This is a genomic window from Maribacter arenosus (assembly GCF_014610845.1).
GTDB lineage: Bacteria > Bacteroidota > Bacteroidia > Flavobacteriales > Flavobacteriaceae > Maribacter_A > Maribacter_A arenosus.
This window is the reverse complement of the sequence record NZ_JABTCG010000005.1, coordinates 356,748-376,547: the sequence shown is the minus strand read 5'-3', so window position 1 is coordinate 376,547 and position 19,800 is coordinate 356,748. Positions and strand designations below refer to the sequence as shown.

The following is a 19,800-nucleotide window of genomic DNA, read 5'->3' as shown; positions in this document are numbered from 1 at the left end:
TTATAATGAAGATGACCACATGATCCAAGGGGTTGCAAGAAGGAAGATCAGCGTATTCAAAACCGTGATGATCGCCCCTTGCCTATAGATATCTTCGGAGGGCAAAAAGCCGCTTCCGGCAAACAGAACATTTGAACTGGAAGCTTGGGGGGTCATGACCGCAAAATAATTGGTGGCAAAAGAGAGCATAAACGCCATTAATGCAGCGGGTACCCCAGCATTTACGGCCACCTGTAAAAAAACAGCATATAAGGCCAACAAGTGGGCCGTTTGACTCACAAAAAGATAGTGGATCGCCACATACAATAAAGTCAAGAGGACATATACCGTAACCCAGTTAAAATCACTGATCTGGGTCGCTATTTGGGCACCTAGGGTTTTCATAAAACCCAGGTCGTTCAATGCTGTGCTCATCATATATAAAATAGCAAACCATACATAGGTTTCCAGTGCATCTCCGGCGCCCGCCCGAATATCCTCAAGGGTGTACACTTTAGCCAATATCAGTATCGATAGGCCAAGAAAGGCGACAATAGCCAGGTTTATATTCAAAACCGGGGACAGCGCCCAAAGGAGGATCATGCCAAAGAACGTAATGCCCATGATCCATTCTTGTTTGCCCATGGCACCCATTTCATCAAGCGCCTTTCTCGCCATTTCGGGAGCTTCGGGCGTATATTTTATTTCCGGTGGAAAGAGTTTATACAATATGTAAGGTATTAAGACCAGGGCTATGATACAGGGCACCGAAGCTACCAAGACCCAATTCCCAAAATTCATGTTCACTCCAAATTGAGCGGCAATTCCGGCGCCTACCGGGTTAGCGGCCATGCCGGTAAACCAAAGTGCCGAACTTATGGTGTGCCCTGAGATGGCGGTCATCATAAGATAACTTCCGGTTTTCTTTCTACTTTCTGGCGTAGGCAAAGACCCCGTGTCCAAGGCCAATGCGTGGGCAATCGGATACAGAATTCCGGATCGTGCCGTATTACTGGGGATGGCCGGCCCCAGAAGTGTATCTGTAGCAACAATACAATAGCCTAAATTCAAGGTGGATTTCCCAAACCGGCGAATCAGTAAAAAGGCGATCCGTCTTCCCAAGCCTGACTTAATGACCCCTTTTGCGACTAAAAAAGCGGCTAGAATAAGCAGAATAAAGCTCTCTGAGAATCCTGAAAATGCTTCTTCAGGCGTAAGAACCCTCAACATGACCACGGCTACCAAGGCGAGAATTGATGCGGTGAAAATAGACAGGGCTTCGATTAAAACACCTAGGATGGCGGTAATAAAAATGGCGAATAAATGCCAAGCATCCGGGGATAGGTCCCAAGGAATGGGGAGATGCCAGATCAGTATACCGAATACCAGGGTTATCACCCGTTTTACCCAGCGTAGTTTCTGATTTTCAAATGGTTCTTCCACTTTGATTGCCCTTTTTTGGTTCTAAATTCCCTTATTTTGGTAGTGCCCTATGGGTTTACCGATATTACAATTTTACCATGGTGCAGTCCGTCCCCAAAGCGTTGAACCGCCCAAGGTATTTTGTCAAACGAATACGGACCATCGATAACACACTGTATCTTCTTGTCCTCATAGAGCTCATTGATGTACTCCAAGTCCTGATTCGCTTTTAGCATGACCATGTGCAACCGTTTCTTGCTAAATAGCTTTAGTAACGGACCCATATAAAGCATTTGCAACAGTTTGCCGGACTTGCCACCTATGGTAACATATTTCCCTTCCGGGGTAAGCACCCTTAAAAATTTCCAGAGCGATTTATTGGTCTTGCAATCGAGGATCAGGTCATATTGCTGATCACCTTTGGTAAAGTCCTCTTTTTTATAGTCGATGACGTGATCGAACCCTTGGGTTTTCATCGCATTTAGTTTTTCACCCGTATCGACCCCTGTAACCTCTGCGTTGTACAATTTTGCGATTTGAACGCCAAATGCACCAACGCCACCGCCACCGCCGTTGATCAAGATCTTTTGGCCTTCTTTAAGTTGTCCCGCATCGCGCAGCCCTTGTAGGGCAAGCATGGCTGCATGTGGAATACTGGAGGCCTCTTCAAAACCCATGTTGGCTGGTTTTAGGGTAAGGGCTTTTTCATCGATACAAAGAAACTCGGCAAAACTGCCGAAACCGAAGTTTGAGATGTCCCCGTAAACGGCATCACCCACCTTGAATTTTGTGGCCTTATTTCCGACCTGCTCCACAATGCCTGCGACCTCCATGCCTGGTTTCCTTAATTTTTTCTTGGGTTTGAATAGCCCAAAAATCAGCCGATAGGCAAAAGGCTTTCCGGTGGCAAGGCACCAATCGTAATCATTGATGGTAGTGGCACAAACTTTTACCAGCACCTCGGTGGTTGCAGGTTGGGGTTGTTCGACTTCCGAAAGCTTTAGCACTTTGTCAGGCGCTCCGTAGTTTTTGATCGTATATGCTTTCATAGGTACTTATGGGCCAAAACGGTTAGACTATGATTTCGTACCAATAAATCCATAAGGATTTTTCGGTCTAGAAATCCAGCCATATAAAAGTAAGAATTCTCAGGTTAGATGAAGGGTAGTTTTGAATTATAGGTAATTATGGGCAACATATTTATTCAGGACTTGGTCTACCAGCATAGATATACATAATGTTGTCCGAATTCGGGTCAAGAAACCTGAAAATTTTCAACTTTATCAGCGGTAGTTCAAAATCCTTCTCGTCATATACTTGTAAAATAACATTTGCAAGAGTAGAACGATTCAAATCTTCCTTTTTTGCGATAAGTTCGGACATTTTTTGATTAAAGAGAAAACTTTTGGAATCAGTGTAATTAAAGTACTTGTTTCCAATTATAGAACTTTTGACAGAAAGCCCATCGTTATTTAAGTGCTGTATTAGCCCCTCTAGTGCATCGCTAAGATTATATGTTATGTCAAACTCTTTTTTGTCGTCCATGCGGATTTGCTCCAAAAGTCCAATGTAGCTTTCATAATCATTATTTTTAATAATTCCACTAGAAATAAGGTGTTCTTGAAACTCCCATAGAATTGTTTTAAGTCCAGTGTAATATTCAGGATTCTCCTTTGCGATTCCTTTTTCCTCTTCCACTTCGTATTTATTTGATGTCACCTGAGAAAATAATTTAGAAGTACGTATGAAACAGCATATTCCCAAAATAATGATTAAGTCTCTCATATATTGCCTAACGGTCTTTATAAAATGGGTTTTAATTTGTTTTATCTTTTGTTATAAACTTTTCTTTCTAATTTATACCAAATTGCCTCTTGTATCATTTCATCATAAGGAGCTTGCTTATCATATATCATACCTACCTTTTCCATTACCCTGATTGAAGCCTTGTTTTCAGGCAATGCTATCGCTATTATTAAATCAAGATCAAGCACGTTAAAGCCGTAATCAATAATGGCTTCAGAGGCCTCCGTTGCAATGCCCATGCCCCAGTATTTCTCTTTGAGTCTGTACCCAAGATCCACTTTATCAAATTCCGGTAAATATGCTAGGCCCGCCCAACCCAAGAATTCATTTGTTTCCTTTAGGATTACGGCTAATCTCCCAAATCCATACTTCCTAAAGTCTTTAAGTCTTATCCTTATGGCCTGTTCCATCTCCTTCAATGATTCAACAACAGGCTCCCCTGTCCATTTTTGTACTTTTGGATCAGCGTGCAATTGAAACAATTCCTCCTTATCTTCTAAAGTAATTTCTCTCAATACCAGCCTTTCGGTTTCAATCAAGGTTTTCATTTTATGCTTTATAACAAAGGGATATGGCTATTGATGCTATTTTTTTCTATAGCCTAAGATACTATATCTAACAGTAAATGAACAGTTCGATTTAAAAAAGACCACTACGGTAGGTGATAGCATAAAGGTTTTGGAGCGTAATGTCGTTTTTTAGGAAGGTAGGATATGGGGAATTTAAGATACCCACGTTTCGACAATTTTATCAATAACCCACTTTCCTTTATCAGTTTTTCTTATAAATATTCTAATACCTCCGCCATTCAATCGCCCCTTGACATATCCAGCCTCTAGCACACCATAATTTTTAGTTTGGTCAAAAATTATTCCCGAAAAATCAAGGCTTGCTATAATATTGGATTCTTTTCTTCGGGGCCAATATTCTTTTCCTTTTGGAAATTCGGAGCCATATTTGAATTTTACTTTACTATGTTTTGTTATTAATTTAGATATGTTGATTTTAAATCCAAGATTTAAATCAATGGAGTCTGAACTAATATCCTTAGCTGTGAAATGATCGACTAACTCCTTTTTAAGGCTGTTTTTTGGACTGTAAGCAGAATCTTGAACTATGAAATACATTGAAGTTGTATCATTTTTGATTGAATCCGCTATACGTTTTCTTTCCTCTAAAATTTCCTGATATTCAGCTGATTTTTTCCAATCTTCATATGCTTGAGTATAGTCGCTTTTAGCATCATAGCCTCCTTTTATCAAATATTCTGGCGATGGCGGTGGCGGGTCGGGAATAAGCCGTAAATCAAAATGGAGCGCATCAAATAATTCAGGAAACAGTTCATAAAACACACTTTGCTCAAAATCAACTTCAAACAGCACTTTTTTCTCCCTACAATTCAGAAAAAATGTAGTCGACATCAACAGGGTAATAGTTATTACAAATCTTTTTTTCATAAGTATGGCAACCCTTGAATATAACTTTTGAGTATGTATTATATAGCCTAATATAAGATAACCAAAAGTAAAAGGAAAGTGGCTTTAATAAAAAGACCGCCACAGGCACGATCTCCAATGTTTTGGTAGAGTATGCCGCTTCTTGTATAAATGGTGCGTGGGTGCAAATTCATTTAGCCGGTGCGTACGCCCGCTTTTAGGAACGAACAAAGATGAAATGAACCGAGCAGGCTTCCATATCCCCGTCATTGTCAAAGTCGTATTCCCCGGTATCGGCGCCCCCATTAAGGGTTAGGGTTGTCCCATCAAAGGTTTCTCCATAGGTATCCCAATCATCGGGGTAATCATCCCAGGTAATGGCAAAATAGAAGGTGTTCTGCCACTCTTCCCAGAACATTTCCCCACTAACGGTATATGCAGCTCTATTTACGGGATCCAGGGTCATGGTAAAGCGGCCGTTGGATTGTACGGACATGCTGGCTGTACCCCCGTCCTCGACCACGTCTACAGAGACGGTGTTTACACTGAATTGGGCTTTGGTGGCCTCCCAGGTGCCGGCGAGTTCGCTGATCGGGAACCGACCGTCTTTGGTCAGTACGTCTTCGGGATCATCATCCTTATTACAGGAGAACGTTAGGGAAATCAGCGCGGTCAAAAAGATATAGGTGAACGTTTTCATAGCGATACATTTTGGAAGAAGGGCTTATAACCCCTTCTGATTACACCCATAAATGTATTGCGTTCTTCTACTGATGGCAATGACACGGATCAGTAGGGTGGGATGAGTACACCTGAATGTCGCGAAAAACGGTAGGCACTTCGTCGTTTCCTTTAGGACCAAAATGTAAGAACCAATGAGCCACAGGTTGAAGTTCCCACTGACTTAAATATTATTCGTATCTTAAGGGTATGGATTTACCCATTGAAGTCATCTATATCATGATCCCAGTTATTGTACTTGCTGCAGCGCTGGGTTTATTAGGTTATTTAACCAAAAGCAGTAGGAATTTTAGAAGCAGTAGAAATAGAAGGGCGAGGAAGCAGTTCTAAGCTGCTATAGGCTACTTTTGGGTTTATGGAAGATTGTAGCACGTTACTTTCTGTTTTTATAGAGTTCTATGGCCTTAAGGTATTTTAGGCCACCAGCCTCGGTTTGGTCGTATATAAACCCATTTAGTTCGGGGTGATGTTCGTCAATAAAGCTTAAAAGTCCATTTTTGTTCCTTTCCCATGTCGCAGTATTAAAATTCAGGTAGTCTATGGTTATACTGTTGATTTTATCTTTTTGAAATCGGATAACCTGATGGGTGATCATGGGTTCTTCATGAAGAAAAAGGATTCTTTTGTCCATTTTTGAAATCTTTGCTTTGACAAGTCCGTCTTGTTGCTCAATTTCAAGTATTTCATAGCTAGGGTCAAAAACCGCATCCCATTTTAAAAACGCCAAGTACCCGCTTTGGGTATATGTCTGTTCATATTCGCCTTCTTTTGTCGTGAGGGTATCGGGGCACCAAGCTGATATTCCTGAATAATCGGAAGTGTCAAGAACATTGAAGTATTGTTTTGCGATTTCAATTTTATCGATACCTTTTTCGGGATTTTTACAGGAACCAAATACAATGGTTATGCACAATGAAAGCATCAAAATTTTATTCATTTATTTTTTGGGTAATGTGTTATTACGGTTGGGTTAAGGTTCGTTGCTGTGATTCGTCCGAAGAACAATCCAGTCGAACACAAAGTTAGCTTTTTGCGCGTGATTTGAGGCCTGTCACGCCAAAGGCGTGATTAGGAAATCCCGCCGCAATGAATTATAGTCATCCTAAGTTTGTCTTTGATTAATTTAATTCAATCCATAGCATAATCGAAAATCCGATTGCTATTAATATTCCAATTCCGTTTAATAATCTTTTATTTTTGAATAGTAGAGTTAGAATGAAGTCAGCTAATAAACCAACTAATCCAATTGAAATTAGCCCAATCATATAGACAACTCCCCAACCTTCTTCAAATGATAAAACTTTCCATTTAGCTATTGTGTAAATTATGCAAAAGGCTAAATAGATAAGAAAATAAATTCTTAAGATTGTCCACTTTTTCACTTGGTTATTTCTCAATAAATCGGTGCATCAAATTTTACTATTGTCGTGTCATTTTCTATGATGAAGTCAACCCAATGGTCAAGTGAGCCACCATTCGTATAATATCCGCCGCCACTGATTTCGTTTTTTCCACTCGCACGAGTAAAAGTCAGAGAGTAAGCTCCATCAGATTTATTTTTACGCATCGATAAAAATTCCGTCGCACTTTCATTCGGTTCAATTCGTTCAATTTTTATCACATCCAGTTTTTCCGTCGTTGTAAATTCCACATTGGTTATCGGTTCGCTTGAGTCATTTTTAATTTTCATCTCAATTCCGTCCTTTTTGTAAAAAAAACAAGAGTTTAAAGTTAGAATTAGTATTATTCCAAGTAGTTTTTTCATATTGTGGGCAACAAAGGAATATAGTCAGTAGCTATATCCCAGGTATAAGAACGAATATACTATATCCTAATGACACCCAAAGAGTATTCGATCCCAAAAGTCATTTTGCACGGCCTATTTTAAAGATCATAGGAGACACAATCACCAAGGTGTTGGGGGTTGGGGCAGGCATTAGCACGAGTGGGACACTCGCGCCAGCGGGGGATTTTCGTTTAGGCAATCCCCCCAAATGCCATTTGCCAAAATGGCCCGTGGCATAGCCTTGTTCGCCAAGAATTTCTGGAAGTATCAGTTCTTGGGGCAACATATGACCGCTATTGGCATCCGGGATATGCATACGCAAGGGATTCCTCCCCGTGATCACACTGGCCCTTGTTGGGGAACATACGGCCGATGCCGAATAAAACCGATGGAAAATAATACCATCTGCCGCCAATTTATCCAGGTTTGGAGTCTTAATTTGGGTATTGCCGTTAAAGCCAACATCGTACCAGCCTTGGTCATCGGTCATGATCAAAATGATATTGGGCCTTTGGGGTTGTTCCTTACAGGAAACCAAAGTGGTCAAGGTAACGAACACGAGTATGATCCGATATTTCATGTAGTGAAAATACTAATTAAGGGTATATGGGCATAATTGAAAACTCTTAACTGAGGGAATACATCAAAAGAAACCCCCTCCAACAACAAAAATTGAATTGTAGGAGGGGAAAACTGTTGTGGTTTATGAAACCTTTAGATTAAATCATAGCTTGAAATAGTTCCCAACAACAGTTTGTAATGCTACCAGCCCAACTATTTTTTTCAATGGCCTTTTAAATCGTGCATAGGAAGGCGCATCAAATCTGGACTGTCAACAATGGTTTTACCTAATGCAACACCGCGAGTATTATTTTTACAACCGGTGATTCTATTATTTTCGCCTTCATCCCATACCGATTCGCCCAAATTGCCACCTACAATGGTCCAGTTACGTGTATTGACTCCAAAATGTACGGTAGCGACAGAATATATAGCGTTAGAGAAATTATTCCCAAGTATCAATCCGTTTTCATTATATACATCTCCTTCTCCTAATAATAATAAACCTTTTGCAGCATTACCTGTAAACTTATTATTTCGGATTATGGTGCGGTCTACATTGAGGCCTATCAAAGCCATCGTGTTCCCATCCGTATGAATTCTGTTGCTTTTTAGCTGAACCCGCATAGGTTCATCTTCGGGATATTCAAACCTTCTATTATCGTTGATAATAATAGCACTGACAAAATTAGAAACATCGAAAGTATTGTGTTCTATCGTAGCCACCGATGCAAAATTTTGTGCTGCAGCTTGATGATGGGCAAGATATGGAGCGCTGAACAGATCCAAACCGCCATTGCGCCCTCCCTGGCCCTGAAAATGATTACCTACAACCGAAATTTTCGTGTTCACGAAGTGCCAGAAGCCAAGGTTGCCGTAGGACCACCCGTCAGGACTTACAAATGTATTGCCGTCATTTTTTTTGGTACCTACTACAACATTTCCTTTTTTGATCATCATAATAACTGCCCCATACCAGGCACAATTGGCAAAATAACTGTTAGTCACTGAAATATCAATATTAGCAAACGGAACACCTTCAGGCAACCCCCGGGAATCGGAGCCGGTCATTAAACCGTAGCCTACATTAAAGGGTTGTCCTATTATTTCAATATTATCAACTATTGCATTGATATAGCTGTTTTCGGGTTCATATACCTGTGACCAGCCAAAGAAACCGATTAAACCTTCCAGCCAATCAGGGTTTTCGGCATCTGATCTCAACGAAAGGTCTTTCAGGTAAACGTCCCCACCTACAAACTTTAATAGGGCGGGAAACAGGTTTTGACCATTCACTTCATCAAGACTGAGGCCGTCAATAGTTGTAATGACCGTATTACCTTTTCCGGCACCTTTGAGTGTACCATGGAAATCGCGAATTTCAATAAGATCGATATAAAATGTTCCGGCCGCAAGCTCAACTACAGAACAGGCCCCGGCATTAATAGCATCGGTAAAGGCATCGTTAAGGTTTTGCGTATCATCGACCCCATTGGGTTCAACTGTAAATACAGCAGGCCTTGTTCCTTTCATTTTGCTTTTTCCTTTAAGTAAGGTCATTTCTGCCTGGTCTTCAACCAGGACATCATCCTTGCTGCAGCTCAGTAGTAAGCCAAAGCAAGTTAAGATCAGAAAAATACTTTTTAGTGTTTTCATAGTCTTGAATTTTATAGTTTGTATAATAATTTTGGAAATGATTTAATCCAACAACAATTTCAGGAATTAGTATATGCAAGACATAGCAAAGAGGTTGCGAATACTTGCAATTTTGAGGAATAAAATAGCAGTTGGGTTGCACGAGGTATTGGAGAAGACTTATGATGCATTTTCGGTAGGACAAAGCAGGGCCCCGCTATTCTTATTTTATCAATGTAAGGGTAGGTGGGAAGTGCCTGTAAAGTATGCCCAGTAATGGCACCTAATAGGACCACGGAAAATGGAATAGGATTCCTATTTCAGTTTTTTATTATGCACAACAAAGGAATAATCAGTAGCTATATCTTAGGTATAAGAACGAATATACTAGTTCTTCACGACACCCAAAGGGAATTTGATTTTAAAAGTCATTTTGCAGGCCCTATTTTAAAGATCATAGGAGACACAATCACCAAGGTGTCGGGGGTTGGGGCGGGCATTAGCACGAGTGGGACACTCGCGCCAGCGAGGGGGACACAATCACTAAAATAGAATATGGGTTTTATGGGGTGCCAGTTCTTTTAGCGTTGATCCTAGCCGCTACCTTTTTTGCTTGCTGAAGATCTGCATCGACCAGCCAAATTTTTACGATGCCATCATCCGTTGTCAAGGTTAGGTGCGCTTTATTCTTATACTTACCCCATAGGGCACCACCCACAAATAGGGTTACGACATAACTCAAGATAGAAACGAACCAGTCGGTGTCTTCGGCATTCACTTTTGCATTTTTGATGTCGTTAAAGGGATAGGTGCCACTGTTGTTGGGGTCGGAACGGTCCACAATTTCAAGATGGTTCGTATGCAGCATTAGTTGTAATGCGGGTTTATCGCGTAGGATGATCGTTTCTGTCATTGTAAGGGCTAGTTGCTATTTTGTTCTTGCTGTGCGTATTTTTTAAGATCGTAGCGTATCGAGGCTCCCATCGCTAGTCCAAAAAAGAAAAAGCCAAATAGAAACTTCCATAATTTAAAATCATGACCGTCTATATAATCAAATACAGCTGTTAGTCCGGCAAAACCAAGGCCAGAAAATAGCCCGTATTTTAATATTTTTTTAGTTTGGACTTTCATACATAGTCTTTTGAATGTAATGCTTTACTCCTTTAAATAATTATCCCTATCCGTAATCAATTGTGCTAAATTAGGGTATTTATCTTCCCTTCGTGTATTGACTTCCTTCAAAATTCGTTCTCTAAAATCCGTAGTATTTAGTTTTTCGAGCAAGGCTGTATTATTCTGATATTCCAACTGTATTTTGAACCGTCTAAAAAATTCTTCTTCCATTTCTTTTGGTATCAGTCCATCAAAGTAAGAGACGAGTTGATAGGCTTCGATAGGTTTATAAAAGACAAACCCATCAAAAGTTTCTTCATACGTATGCGTTGCATCCACATTCCAGATGTCCAAATTGTCCTTACCAAAAGCAGTACCGCCCAAATCAAAGCCAACATCATCGATATTCAGATACTTAAATGAAGCATCCCATTTGCCATTTTGAATAAGGGTATATTCAAATTCATTATCCTTTTCCGAGAAATTGGCCTGACTGATCATAATATTCGTAGCACGGTCACCAAAATAATCGAACAAATATTTTGTCGTGTTTTTCATCAAACCACCCGCACCGAGCGTATGTATTTTAAAGGCATGTCGGTAATTTAAAATAATCAGTGCCTTCGTGTTGCTTTCAGATGTGAACTTTTCATATTGTCTTATGATATTATAGGCCATTAGACTATCCCTAGGCTCAGTCTCGGTTTCCATTTCCCTTCTGTAGTCATCGCTATTGAGTACTTGGGACCAATCGAATTCAACGTCTGAGGGGTAATAGTTGATTTGATCTGCTGACGGGTTGTTTATGTCATATATGGTTCTTAAGAGATACTGATAGTTGTATTTTTCCCATAGCGACCAAAAACTTGAATTAAACTGGAATTCCGCTAATTTGTGTTCAACATAAAGACTGTCCAACCCCTTTGTTTTTAAAAAGGCAGTGATTTCTGGTTGCAGATTTATAACCCCAATTTCTGTAAAAAGGTTCTTTACATTTTTTTTAAAATAAGCATCCGATAACACATCCTTGATCAGTTCATATTGCGATAAATCTCGATGGTCCCGTTCACATAGAATGACGATATCGTGATTTTCAAATTTTTGCAGGATGTAATCTTTGGCCGACTTCTTTTCTACTTTTTTTAAATGATCTACGTAGGGTTTAATGTCAGGATGTTGGGAAAAAGTGAAACAAGTAAAGAGTAAAAAGGAAAGAATGGCTATTTTTTTCATTTCAAGGGTTAATTTTCCGAAGTAGTAAGAATAGGCAATTAATTTAATACGATGTTATGTACTGGCTTGCATTCCTATTAGTGGCGTTTATCATGACAAGCTTTACAAATTGAAACTAGCCATTTTATGGGTTCCTTACCGATATTTCTTTTCGCGTATCTCTTGTGGTGAACTTGAGTTGCACGCTTGCCACAATAAACACATTTCCAATTGTCCCGTTTCAGCACAACATAACGCTTACGCTTCCAAGCATCAGATTTGAGGTATACATTCCGATAATAGTTCCGGCGACGTCTGCTCTTCCAATTAAATATCGAACGTTCAATAAACCACCCCACTATTCCAACAATTAATATGAGAATTATTTTATAATCCATATTATGGTCTATTTGGTAGTTCTATTTTTTAAGAACTAGTTTAGACTTTCAATATTGTCTTGATATCATAACGGTATTTTCAGATGTAGGCGAGAACCTGTCTGCCGACAGGTAGGCAAGCAATTAGGTATAGCCATTGTTGTTTAGCGTTTATTTCTTTTTAATTACTTCAGTAAGTTTATCAATACTTTTTACTAAATCATGCGTTGTCTTAGTTATAATGTCATTTTCATTCTCTAAATGGTCTAAATCAATATCAATTAACTCTCTAAATACCTTATTTGAAGCGACGTCTTCGTAATAAATCTTGATTTGATAAATTCTATTTTCTTTATTCTTGAAAAATTCATTTCTAGAATTAATTGCAGTTTCAACTTTTTTCCCTGGAGGAAAAAATTGGATTGGCTTTTCGAAAAGAGTTTGATTTAATGATTTATTGTCAAAAGTAATAACGTCTGGTTGTAATTCAACTTTGACGTTTTTTGCAGGTGTTTTTCCAATATTCTTAATGTAAATTTTTAAAACTTGTCTTTCTTTATGAAAATCTGCAATTATATATGGTCTTTTTTCTAAGTAATTTTGTGTTTCTATTCTTTGTAACATTTCCCAAGTAAAGATTACATAGAAATATGTCAGAAACATCATTCCAAAACTTAGGTAATCTGTTGCTTTCCAATTCACTTTATCAACAATATGTAGAACTGCAAATACTGTAATTAAGATTATTGGAATTATTATTCTAAAAAATTTCTTCATAAATGTTCGTTAAGGCACATTGTTATATGCAGTTTAATGTTAATATACTATCTACGTAAGACTGACTTTTTATCAAAGCTTCTTCTAAGATTGATTTATAATAATTATTACCAAACACCGCTTTATCTTCATGAATTTTGGTTAAGACAAGTTGTTTGATTTGATTTTCATCAAGAAGATGACTACTTGCAGAGATTAAGTTAGTCAATTCAGATATGACTTTATGACTCTCTTTTTTAAATCTTTGAGGTAAATGTAAACGTGAATAGTGATTCTCTAATAATTCAAAAAAATCAGGATTTATATTATTAACGTTCCTTAATTCAAAAGTTGGTTGTATGTTATTCGCAGTAATAACCAAATCCACAAATAAATACTGGTCACTTGGTAAAATGTTCGTATAAAGATTTAGGAAAATAGTTTTGTTGTTCTCTTTCCAATTTTCATTTTTATGGCTATTACAAGTTGTACACGCAGGTAATAAATTCTTTGGGTTAACTGAAAATTCAGGAAACTCATCTTTAGGAACAATATGGTCTAAGGAACCAACTGGCGTAATAGTGCAATATTGACAAGTGTTCATAGCTCTGTTATCTAAAACAGTCGTAACGCTATTTTTTAATTTTACTAAACGTGAATTGCCTGAAGAATATAGTTTTAATAAATCCGTTTTTTCCTGATTTACATACCCATTTGAAATTAAACTAACGTGATTATTTGCATTATGAGCCATATCATAATTACCATAAAGTACTTTAATATTGGGAGAAAGTAGATTTATTCTTTGTTTATAATCAGGGTCTTTTGGAGAATTTCTTTTTGAAGCTATTACCTCATCTAAGAAATCCGATGTGCTGCCATTGAATACATTAAGGTTTCTCATCAATTATACTTTTTAAATAGATTCTCGTATTAAGGCTCAATGGGATATTTTCAGATGAGATTAGAGATATTATTTCATCATACGATTTACCTGATTCAACTAGTCGACTTAATATCATTTTGTATTGATTAGGAATACTAGTGTTGCCAAAAATATCTTCGGTAATTACTGTCAAGTTTTCACCAAATGTTTCTGAAATCGGTTTTCTAACACTTAAAATGGACTCTTCTCTTTCCATTACATAAACATTGCTTGAAAGAAGTTCCCTAACAATAAGAGGAGAGTGTGTTGCTAAGATGCAATAAGATTGAAATTCATTAGTTAGGTTATATATCGCATTTATTAATTGAGATATAGCATTTGGATGCAAATGTGTCTCTGGCTCATCATAAATAACTAATGAAGCATAACGAATATTTGCTACAATCTCTGTTATTATATACAAGAGAATACTTTGACCAGAACTTAGCTTTTTACTAACGCTATTAAAGCCTTTTATATCAACTATGTACTCCCTAGAGCCTTCTGTTTCAACTATAAATTCATTAATAAGTTCTTGGTCTAAAAAGAAAGGAAGAAGATTAAGCCACTTGTCAAATCTTTTATTAGCAGCTATTTTTTTCCAAGAACTATGAAATCTTAATTTTAGTCCTTTTTCACTATAAAGTTCACCTTTGGAATCCTTTAGACCACAGTAAACATAATTAAAATCCGCAGTTTTTTTAGGAACATCAAATGAGTCAAATGCGTTATAAGAAACCGCTATTACCTTGCTAAACAATGGCGTTTTTGGAGTAAAAACATTATCATTCTTCTTCGAAATATCAATTGGCAACGAGGTAATTAATTGAGTTTTTCCTGTTCCATTTTTACCAATTAATGCGAAAATTCTACTTGGAACAGCCCTATTTGCATCAAAATCAAAATGAACATCTATTGGTTCATTGGCAAATTTAGGTTTGAACGAATATTGGAAACTATAGAGGTTTTTAAGGTTGTAATCATAAAGACGGTACTTTACTTCACGTAATAACTGCTCTTGCTCATCGTACCTTATTAAAGAATTTCTAAAATAATTGTGATTTTCAAATTCCTCTAAAATGTCCGGAAATATTGCAGCATCTTTTAATGCCCAAAAAATACTGTCGTAAGTCCTATCAAATATTGATTTTAAATTATCATAGTAGCTATACTCCTGACCTAGAGAACAAAAATTTTCATTTAAAACAGTAAAGCTCTCATTTATAATATCAGGAGTATTATCTGCTTCTTTATGAATAATTTTTACAGAGCCTATTTTTAGGCATTCATCCCTGTCTGGATAAAAATACAAATAGTAAGTTGACCTATTCCTAAAATCATTCCAACCACTATTATTAGCCAAAACAAAACAAGGATATAAACTTGGAGTCTTGTGAGAACTTTTATAATCATAAAATCCATCAGGCTTATTATCTACAAAAAATGGAATTTTATTTTCAATTATTGTAGAGGGCACTACATTTTTAACGTCTACTTTCTTAACAATATAAACTGATAATCCCTCTTCAGTATATGATTCAAGTGAATAGCTTAAATTCTCCTTTTCTAAATATGGGTTAATTAATAAATAGTACCTTGTAATATCGTCCTCATTATCTCTAATGTCTGGATGAATAATTTTATTTAAAAAGGAAAGAAAAACATCAAGGTCATCAACAATATTGAATCTCTCTGTAAGTACATATTCGTACCCCCAATCGTAGTTATTAACTAAATGTTGAAAGGCGTCATCATAAGCATTATTATACCTACTATCTTCAGATGGAAGAGATTTTAAATCAAACATCTCATCCAAAAAATTAATAATATTTATATCATCTTGTGGTGTTCCAAATAAATCATTCTCAGATAAAAGTGTTCTGAGTATGTCTAATCTTATTTTTTTTGTCAGTTTCACTTATAGATGTAATGTCTTTAAATTGCATACAACGTTCCAGTTAAGCGTAGTGCGGTGGTACGCCGTCTGCGGCGGCAGCGGGCGAGCCGATGTAATGGCGACGCTAACTTTTCGGATTAACACAAGCCGAATTTTTAAATTTTATTATTTTTTTAATTTTAAAAGCCAAATCCAAAAGATTTGGCGGACTTAGTTAGTAAACGCAAATCATTAAATTTAGCATTTTACGCCCTATTTGCTATAGGTATTGTTAGCCACAGTTTTTATATTATTACAATTTTAAACCTCTTTGAGTAACGCGTAGGGTATTTTTGATGTAATTCGTCCATTAGGTAAAATCCAACGGAAAGTTCATATTCATCTCTCCCAAAGTCAGAAGAAAATCTTATGGTGTTGTTTAAATCGGTTATATTAAATTGTTCTTCCCAAATTTGAGTTATAGATTTTTCACTATTTGTTTTCACTACCCCAATAAATAATGGACTTATTTTCTTTAAGGTTTCTTCATCAAATATTTTTAATTCTAGTTCAATCATTTCACCTTTAGAGTAAGTTAACCTTGGAATTACAACTGAGGCAAAAGTATTTAAAGGCTTTTGAATGTAGCCTTCAACCATATTTGGGAGTCTAATTTTAGGTCGTGCAATAGAAGCTGTATTTCTGATTGATTTATCTGAAGAGGATTTTACGGATAGCTGAGGGTTGAAATTTTTAATAGCATTTATTGTCGCAGAATCTCCTTCAAACTTTATGATAGTTATAGTTGTATCTTTTCTGCTTATATTTTCATCCTTTTCAACAATCACTCTCTCAGGTCCTGTGAAACTTTGCCATACTAGACCTCCAATAAAGGCAAAAAGAGCAATTATTAATGCCCAAATTGCATTGTGAATATTCTCTTTTTTAAAAAAATCTTTATTCATTCTTTAAATTGTTGGTAACAAAAGAATATAGATACAAGTATCTATATTTCTTTTATATACCAAAGGCATGTAGGCAAGGCGTGAAGAAAAGAGGTACTGCAATATATTGTTAAAATTTGTAAGAATAGCTGACAAAAGTCATGAATTTTCTAATGAAAAAGTAAAAGAGTTAAGAAGTTAAAAAGTTAAAGGGTAAGTCGAAAGTCAAAAGGCGAATGTTGGTTAATGGTTTCTAGTTTTAGGTTCCTGGTTGGTTTGAGTCGAAAGTCAGGCGGTTGTGTTGCTGGTTGTAGATGTTGCACTTCACCTAATTGAACGTTTCGTTGCAACAATCAGGTAATTACATCGTATGAAGCAAATACCTGGATAATGATCATTAAATCGGCCCCTGCGTGGATTAGCATGGGAGCAATTATACTTCGCGTGTAGTACATGGCAAAACCGCAAATTAACCCAAGCACAAATACGATCCCGGCAAAAACCAGGACATCCGGATCATAATTAACCGTAAGATGGGGCACTGCAAAACATATGGATGTCAATACAATGGCCCAAACGGGTTTCATATACCGGTATAACTTTTTCAAAAAAATACCCCTAAAAACCAATTCTTCCATAAACCCATTTGCAAATACGAAGATCAGTATCCATACATAATGCTTTCTTAAAAAATCCGGTTCGATCCTATGCTCTGGATTGTTCAGTGCGAGATAGCCAAATAGGATAAAAAGAAGGATTCCGATGATTAAACCGGGAAGTAAACGTCCTTTGGTCAAAAAGATGTTCTTTAACCTATACCCTCCGATTACAAAAGCGAGGATCAAGACTACACTTATGATAACTGCATCGCTGAGTTTCATGAGCGCAAAACCTTGTGAGGTCTCCTCGTTTAGATTCCAGAATGTTGGGGTAAAAAAGGATACAACTAGAAATGCAATATTCAAAGCCATAAATGCGAAAGCAAGGTCTTTGGCGTTGGTATAATCAGACTTTTGAAATAGTCTCCATGAAATGAAAAAGGCACCGATAAATACTATTCTTATAATGAGCTTTACCTCCGCAGCCATCGGCAAAAATAAAGTCATGGTTACTGACAACATAACGATCAGTAATGCAAAAAATGCAAATGGTTTTGAGGTAATTATTTTATCCATGTCAATTCTACAGTAGTCTTTCGGTTACTGGCAATCACTTTTTCATGCCTTATTGATTTAGCATGTCATTGTTTTTCTTGCTTGTGCACATTTTGTTTAGTTACACGCACATATACTCATTGTTAATGGTTAAGAATCTCAATATTCAGGTACCTCAAGATATTCCTAAAATGTATGGAATGCACTGATACAGGTCATTTTTGGTCGGTGTGGGTCGAAAGTTTAAAGTCGAATGTCGAAAGTTGGAAAGTCGAAAGTTGACGGAGGTCAGATGTCAGTGGGCAGATGTCAGAAGGGAGTTGATAGTAGATGGGAGAGGGGGGACGGTTGTTGGTTTCTAGTTTCTGGTTCCTGGTTTCAGGTTTCTGGTTGATGTGGGTCGAAAGTCGAAAGTCGAAAGTTGGAAAGTCGAAAGTTGGAAAGTCGAAAGTTGGAAAGTCGAAAGTTGGTTGATGGGTGAGGGGCGACGGGGCGACGGGGAGCGGTTGTTGGTTTGAGGTTTCTGGTTTCTGGTTTCAGGTTGGTTTGAGTCGAAAGTCGAAAGTTGGAAAGTCGAAGGTTGAAGGAGGTCAGATGTCAGTGGTCAGATGTCAGAAGGGAGTTGATAGTTGATGGTTGAAAGGTGATGGGCGACGGGGAATAGTTAAGAGTTGGAAGTTAATAAGTTAAAGAGTTAAGAAGTTAAAAAGTAAAAATGGGAAAGGGGACGGATGGCAGTTGGTAGTATATACCTTTCAAAGGGTCAGTTCGAGTGATTTTCAAGGAAAATCGTATCGAGAACCGGAAGGCAGTAGGCAGTAGCAGTGAACAGTGAACAATGAACAATAAACATTGAACAATAAACAGTGGTCAGAAGTTGATTGTTCGTTGAGGGTGAGTATTGGGAGGTTGGCTATTGGCTTATGGCTGTTAGCGCTAAGCGCATTGCGTACTGCGAATAGCGAATGGCGATTAGCGTACAGCGGGAGGCATTAGAAAGCGGATCGCTTTGGGTACTATGCTTATCGTCGCTGGGAGCAGGCCCACATACTCCCCATCGGCCTCAATACCACAAGGGTCGTTGCTTGTAAGCTCTACTTCTTTGGCGGTATGGTAGCTCACCTGTGGCAGGTTGATCTTTACGCCTTTTTTTAACTTGCCCAAATTTTTTAGATAGTCCCACAGGCTCAAATCCCCAAAAATAGCTATCTGAAACCGGCCGTCGGTAAGCTGGGCATCGGGGGCGATGCAGATGGCATTGCCAAAATAACGTCCGTTGGCCACGGCCATAACCAGTAACTTGCCCTGCCACTCCCAGGTGTCGCTGGTACAACGCACCTCTTTTTTCGTATAACGGAGAAACCCTTTTAAAATGTGCTTATAGTAATTGAAGCTAGGGCCCAACACACTTGAGGATCCTTCCAGCTGTTGGGCCACCTTAGCACCGAGTCCAACCCCTGCAATATTGCTGAAATAGCGGGTTTCCTGGGGCTGTTGTAGCACTATTTTCCCAAGGTCTACCTTTTGGGTGGTATTCGATCTCATCAGGGCAAACAAGTCTTCAATGGAATTGGAGATGCCCGCCGTTCTGGCGAAATCATTGGCCGAACCATAGGGGAGGAGTCCTACTGCCGGGTATTCACTCGCAGGGATGTTAGATTGCAACACCCCATTGATCACCTCATGTAAGGTGCCATCGCCCCCAACGGCCACCAGATACTCACAGCCGTCTTCTGCGGCCTGTTTGGCCAATTCGATAGCGTGCTTTCTGCGTAGGGTGGACATAAACTGCACCCTGCCCAACTTCGCTTGTTGACAATAATGCTCAAGCCTTGGGAGCATTTTGGCCAGGCGGTTGTTTTTGTTGTTGACGATAAACACGATGTTCATTGGGTCAAGGTAATATTTTTATTTAGTAAAAAGTAAAGAGGGAAAGAGGGAAAGAGTTAAAGAGTTAAAAAGATAAAGAGTAAAGGGTAAGTCCAAAGTTGGAAAGTCGAAAGTTTGTTGTTGGTTGAGGGTTGAGGGTTGACGGTTGATAGGTGAGGGGAGACGGGGGACGGGTGTTGGTTTCTAG

General features: G+C 38.2%; 21 protein-coding genes. 1 reads left to right on the top strand and 20 read right to left on the bottom strand.

What is annotated here, in order from left to right; all coding sequences use genetic code 11:
- From HPE63_RS15480 to HPE63_RS15435, 10 genes are all read right to left on the bottom strand, one after another.
- Positions 1–1,422, bottom strand: a complete 1,422-nt coding sequence (locus HPE63_RS15480; protein ID WP_188315194.1) for a DASS family sodium-coupled anion symporter — start codon at positions 1,420–1,422, stop codon at positions 1–3.
- 47 nt (positions 1,423–1,469) lie between these two features.
- Positions 1,470–2,450 carry an NAD(P)-dependent alcohol dehydrogenase gene (locus HPE63_RS15475; RefSeq protein WP_188315193.1) on the bottom strand — a complete coding sequence of 327 codons (981 nt, stop codon included), beginning with the start codon at positions 2,448–2,450 and terminating at the stop codon, positions 1,470–1,472.
- Positions 2,451–2,601: 151 nt separating this feature from the next.
- The gene (locus HPE63_RS15470; RefSeq protein WP_188315192.1) at positions 2,602–3,099 is read right to left on the bottom strand and encodes a hypothetical protein; all 498 of its coding nucleotides are present in this window, start codon (positions 3,097–3,099) and stop codon (positions 2,602–2,604) included.
- A 128-nt stretch (positions 3,100–3,227) separates the two neighbouring features.
- Positions 3,228–3,755, bottom strand: a complete 528-nt coding sequence (locus HPE63_RS15465; protein ID WP_188315191.1) for a GNAT family N-acetyltransferase — start codon at positions 3,753–3,755, stop codon at positions 3,228–3,230.
- Positions 3,756–3,929: 174 nt separating this feature from the next.
- A complete protein-coding gene (locus HPE63_RS15460) occupies positions 3,930–4,664 on the bottom strand; it encodes a hypothetical protein (protein WP_188315190.1) in 735 nt (244 codons plus the stop codon).
- Between the two features lie 196 nt (positions 4,665–4,860).
- Positions 4,861–5,343 (bottom strand): hypothetical protein, encoded by a 483-nt coding sequence (locus tag HPE63_RS15455; protein ID WP_188315189.1) that lies wholly within the window; start codon positions 5,341–5,343, stop codon positions 4,861–4,863.
- A 414-nt stretch (positions 5,344–5,757) separates the two neighbouring features.
- Positions 5,758–6,321 (bottom strand): hypothetical protein, encoded by a 564-nt coding sequence (locus HPE63_RS15450; protein ID WP_188315188.1) that lies wholly within the window; start codon positions 6,319–6,321, stop codon positions 5,758–5,760.
- A 456-nt stretch (positions 6,322–6,777) separates the two neighbouring features.
- Positions 6,778–7,149 carry a hypothetical protein gene (locus HPE63_RS15445; RefSeq protein ID WP_188315187.1) on the bottom strand — a complete coding sequence of 124 codons (372 nt, stop codon included), beginning with the start codon at positions 7,147–7,149 and terminating at the stop codon, positions 6,778–6,780.
- A 100-nt stretch (positions 7,150–7,249) separates the two neighbouring features.
- The gene (locus HPE63_RS15440; RefSeq protein ID WP_188315186.1) at positions 7,250–7,750 is read right to left on the bottom strand and encodes a sulfatase family protein; all 501 of its coding nucleotides are present in this window, start codon (positions 7,748–7,750) and stop codon (positions 7,250–7,252) included.
- Positions 7,751–7,953: 203 nt separating this feature from the next.
- Positions 7,954–9,387, bottom strand: coding sequence for a hypothetical protein (locus tag HPE63_RS15435; RefSeq protein WP_188315185.1), 1,434 nt, complete (start codon positions 9,385–9,387; stop codon positions 7,954–7,956).
- Positions 9,388–9,642: 255 nt separating this feature from the next.
- Between HPE63_RS15435 and HPE63_RS15430 the strand changes: the two genes are divergently transcribed.
- Positions 9,643–9,918 carry a hypothetical protein gene (locus HPE63_RS15430; protein WP_188315184.1) on the top strand — a complete coding sequence of 92 codons (276 nt, stop codon included), beginning with the start codon at positions 9,643–9,645 and terminating at the stop codon, positions 9,916–9,918.
- 10 nt (positions 9,919–9,928) lie between these two features.
- Here the strand turns inward: HPE63_RS15430 and HPE63_RS15425 are convergent, their stop codons facing one another.
- From HPE63_RS15425 to HPE63_RS15380, 10 genes are all read right to left on the bottom strand, one after another.
- On the bottom strand, positions 9,929–10,279 hold the full coding sequence (locus tag HPE63_RS15425; RefSeq protein WP_188315183.1) for a hypothetical protein: 351 nt from the start codon (positions 10,277–10,279) through the stop codon (positions 9,929–9,931).
- Between the two features lie 8 nt (positions 10,280–10,287).
- Complete coding sequence (locus tag HPE63_RS15420; RefSeq protein WP_188315182.1) at positions 10,288–10,497, bottom strand: hypothetical protein; 210 nt, start codon at positions 10,495–10,497, stop codon at positions 10,288–10,290.
- Between the two features lie 24 nt (positions 10,498–10,521).
- Complete coding sequence (locus HPE63_RS15415; RefSeq protein WP_188315181.1) at positions 10,522–11,712, bottom strand: hypothetical protein; 1,191 nt, start codon at positions 11,710–11,712, stop codon at positions 10,522–10,524.
- Positions 11,713–11,789: 77 nt separating this feature from the next.
- The gene (locus tag HPE63_RS18650) at positions 11,790–12,089 is read right to left on the bottom strand and encodes an HNH endonuclease (RefSeq protein WP_188315180.1); all 300 of its coding nucleotides are present in this window, start codon (positions 12,087–12,089) and stop codon (positions 11,790–11,792) included.
- Between the two features lie 150 nt (positions 12,090–12,239).
- Positions 12,240–12,845: a hypothetical protein gene (locus tag HPE63_RS15405; protein WP_188315179.1), complete on the bottom strand. Its 606-nt coding sequence runs from the start codon at positions 12,843–12,845 to the stop codon at positions 12,240–12,242.
- A gap of 22 nt (positions 12,846–12,867) precedes the next feature.
- Entirely contained in the window at positions 12,868–13,728 is an 861-nt protein-coding gene (locus HPE63_RS15400) for an HNH endonuclease (protein ID WP_188315178.1), read from the bottom strand.
- Positions 13,715–15,667: an AbiJ-related protein gene (locus HPE63_RS15395; RefSeq protein ID WP_188315177.1), complete on the bottom strand. Its 1,953-nt coding sequence runs from the start codon at positions 15,665–15,667 to the stop codon at positions 13,715–13,717. The genes HPE63_RS15400 and HPE63_RS15395 overlap by 14 nt, the downstream gene beginning before the upstream one ends.
- Positions 15,668–15,930: 263 nt before the next feature.
- Positions 15,931–16,590, bottom strand: coding sequence for a hypothetical protein (locus HPE63_RS15390; RefSeq protein WP_188315176.1), 660 nt, complete (start codon positions 16,588–16,590; stop codon positions 15,931–15,933).
- 332 nt (positions 16,591–16,922) lie between these two features.
- A complete protein-coding gene (locus HPE63_RS15385) occupies positions 16,923–17,744 on the bottom strand; it encodes a CPBP family intramembrane glutamic endopeptidase (RefSeq protein WP_188315175.1) in 822 nt (273 codons plus the stop codon).
- Between the two features lie 951 nt (positions 17,745–18,695).
- Positions 18,696–19,613, bottom strand: coding sequence for a diacylglycerol/lipid kinase family protein (locus tag HPE63_RS15380; RefSeq protein ID WP_188315174.1), 918 nt, complete (start codon positions 19,611–19,613; stop codon positions 18,696–18,698).
- Positions 19,614–19,800: the final 187 nt, after the last annotated feature.

Excerpts from the sequence above, each read along its gene's own strand:
- HPE63_RS15425 (WP_188315183.1), bottom strand. The coding sequence starts at position 10,279 with ATGACAGAAACGATCATCCTACGCGATAAACCCGCATTACAACTAATG.
- HPE63_RS15445 (WP_188315187.1), bottom strand. The coding sequence starts at position 7,149 with ATGAAAAAACTACTTGGAATAATACTAATTCTAACTTTAAACTCTTGT.
- HPE63_RS15380 (WP_188315174.1), bottom strand. The coding sequence starts at position 19,613 with ATGAACATCGTGTTTATCGTCAACAACAAAAACAACCGCCTGGCCAAA.
- HPE63_RS15450 (WP_188315188.1), bottom strand. The coding sequence starts at position 6,321 with ATGAATAAAATTTTGATGCTTTCATTGTGCATAACCATTGTATTTGGT.
- HPE63_RS15465 (WP_188315191.1), bottom strand. The coding sequence starts at position 3,755 with ATGAAAACCTTGATTGAAACCGAAAGGCTGGTATTGAGAGAAATTACT.
- HPE63_RS15455 (WP_188315189.1), bottom strand. The coding sequence starts at position 5,343 with ATGAAAACGTTCACCTATATCTTTTTGACCGCGCTGATTTCCCTAACG.
- HPE63_RS15415 (WP_188315181.1), bottom strand. The coding sequence starts at position 11,712 with ATGAAAAAAATAGCCATTCTTTCCTTTTTACTCTTTACTTGTTTCACT.
- HPE63_RS15400 (WP_188315178.1), bottom strand. The coding sequence starts at position 13,728 with ATGAGAAACCTTAATGTATTCAATGGCAGCACATCGGATTTCTTAGAT.
- HPE63_RS15385 (WP_188315175.1), bottom strand. The coding sequence starts at position 17,744 with ATGGATAAAATAATTACCTCAAAACCATTTGCATTTTTTGCATTACTG.
- HPE63_RS15435 (WP_188315185.1), bottom strand. The coding sequence starts at position 9,387 with ATGAAAACACTAAAAAGTATTTTTCTGATCTTAACTTGCTTTGGCTTA.
- HPE63_RS15420 (WP_188315182.1), bottom strand. The coding sequence starts at position 10,497 with ATGAAAGTCCAAACTAAAAAAATATTAAAATACGGGCTATTTTCTGGC.
- HPE63_RS15475 (WP_188315193.1), bottom strand. The coding sequence starts at position 2,450 with ATGAAAGCATATACGATCAAAAACTACGGAGCGCCTGACAAAGTGCTA.
- HPE63_RS18650 (WP_188315180.1), bottom strand. The coding sequence starts at position 12,089 with ATGGATTATAAAATAATTCTCATATTAATTGTTGGAATAGTGGGGTGG.
- HPE63_RS15460 (WP_188315190.1), bottom strand. The coding sequence starts at position 4,664 with ATGAAAAAAAGATTTGTAATAACTATTACCCTGTTGATGTCGACTACA.
- HPE63_RS15430 (WP_188315184.1), top strand. The coding sequence starts at position 9,643 with ATGGCACCTAATAGGACCACGGAAAATGGAATAGGATTCCTATTTCAG.
- HPE63_RS15405 (WP_188315179.1), bottom strand. The coding sequence starts at position 12,845 with ATGAAGAAATTTTTTAGAATAATAATTCCAATAATCTTAATTACAGTA.
- HPE63_RS15390 (WP_188315176.1), bottom strand. The coding sequence starts at position 16,590 with ATGAATAAAGATTTTTTTAAAAAAGAGAATATTCACAATGCAATTTGG.
- HPE63_RS15440 (WP_188315186.1), bottom strand. The coding sequence starts at position 7,750 with ATGAAATATCGGATCATACTCGTGTTCGTTACCTTGACCACTTTGGTT.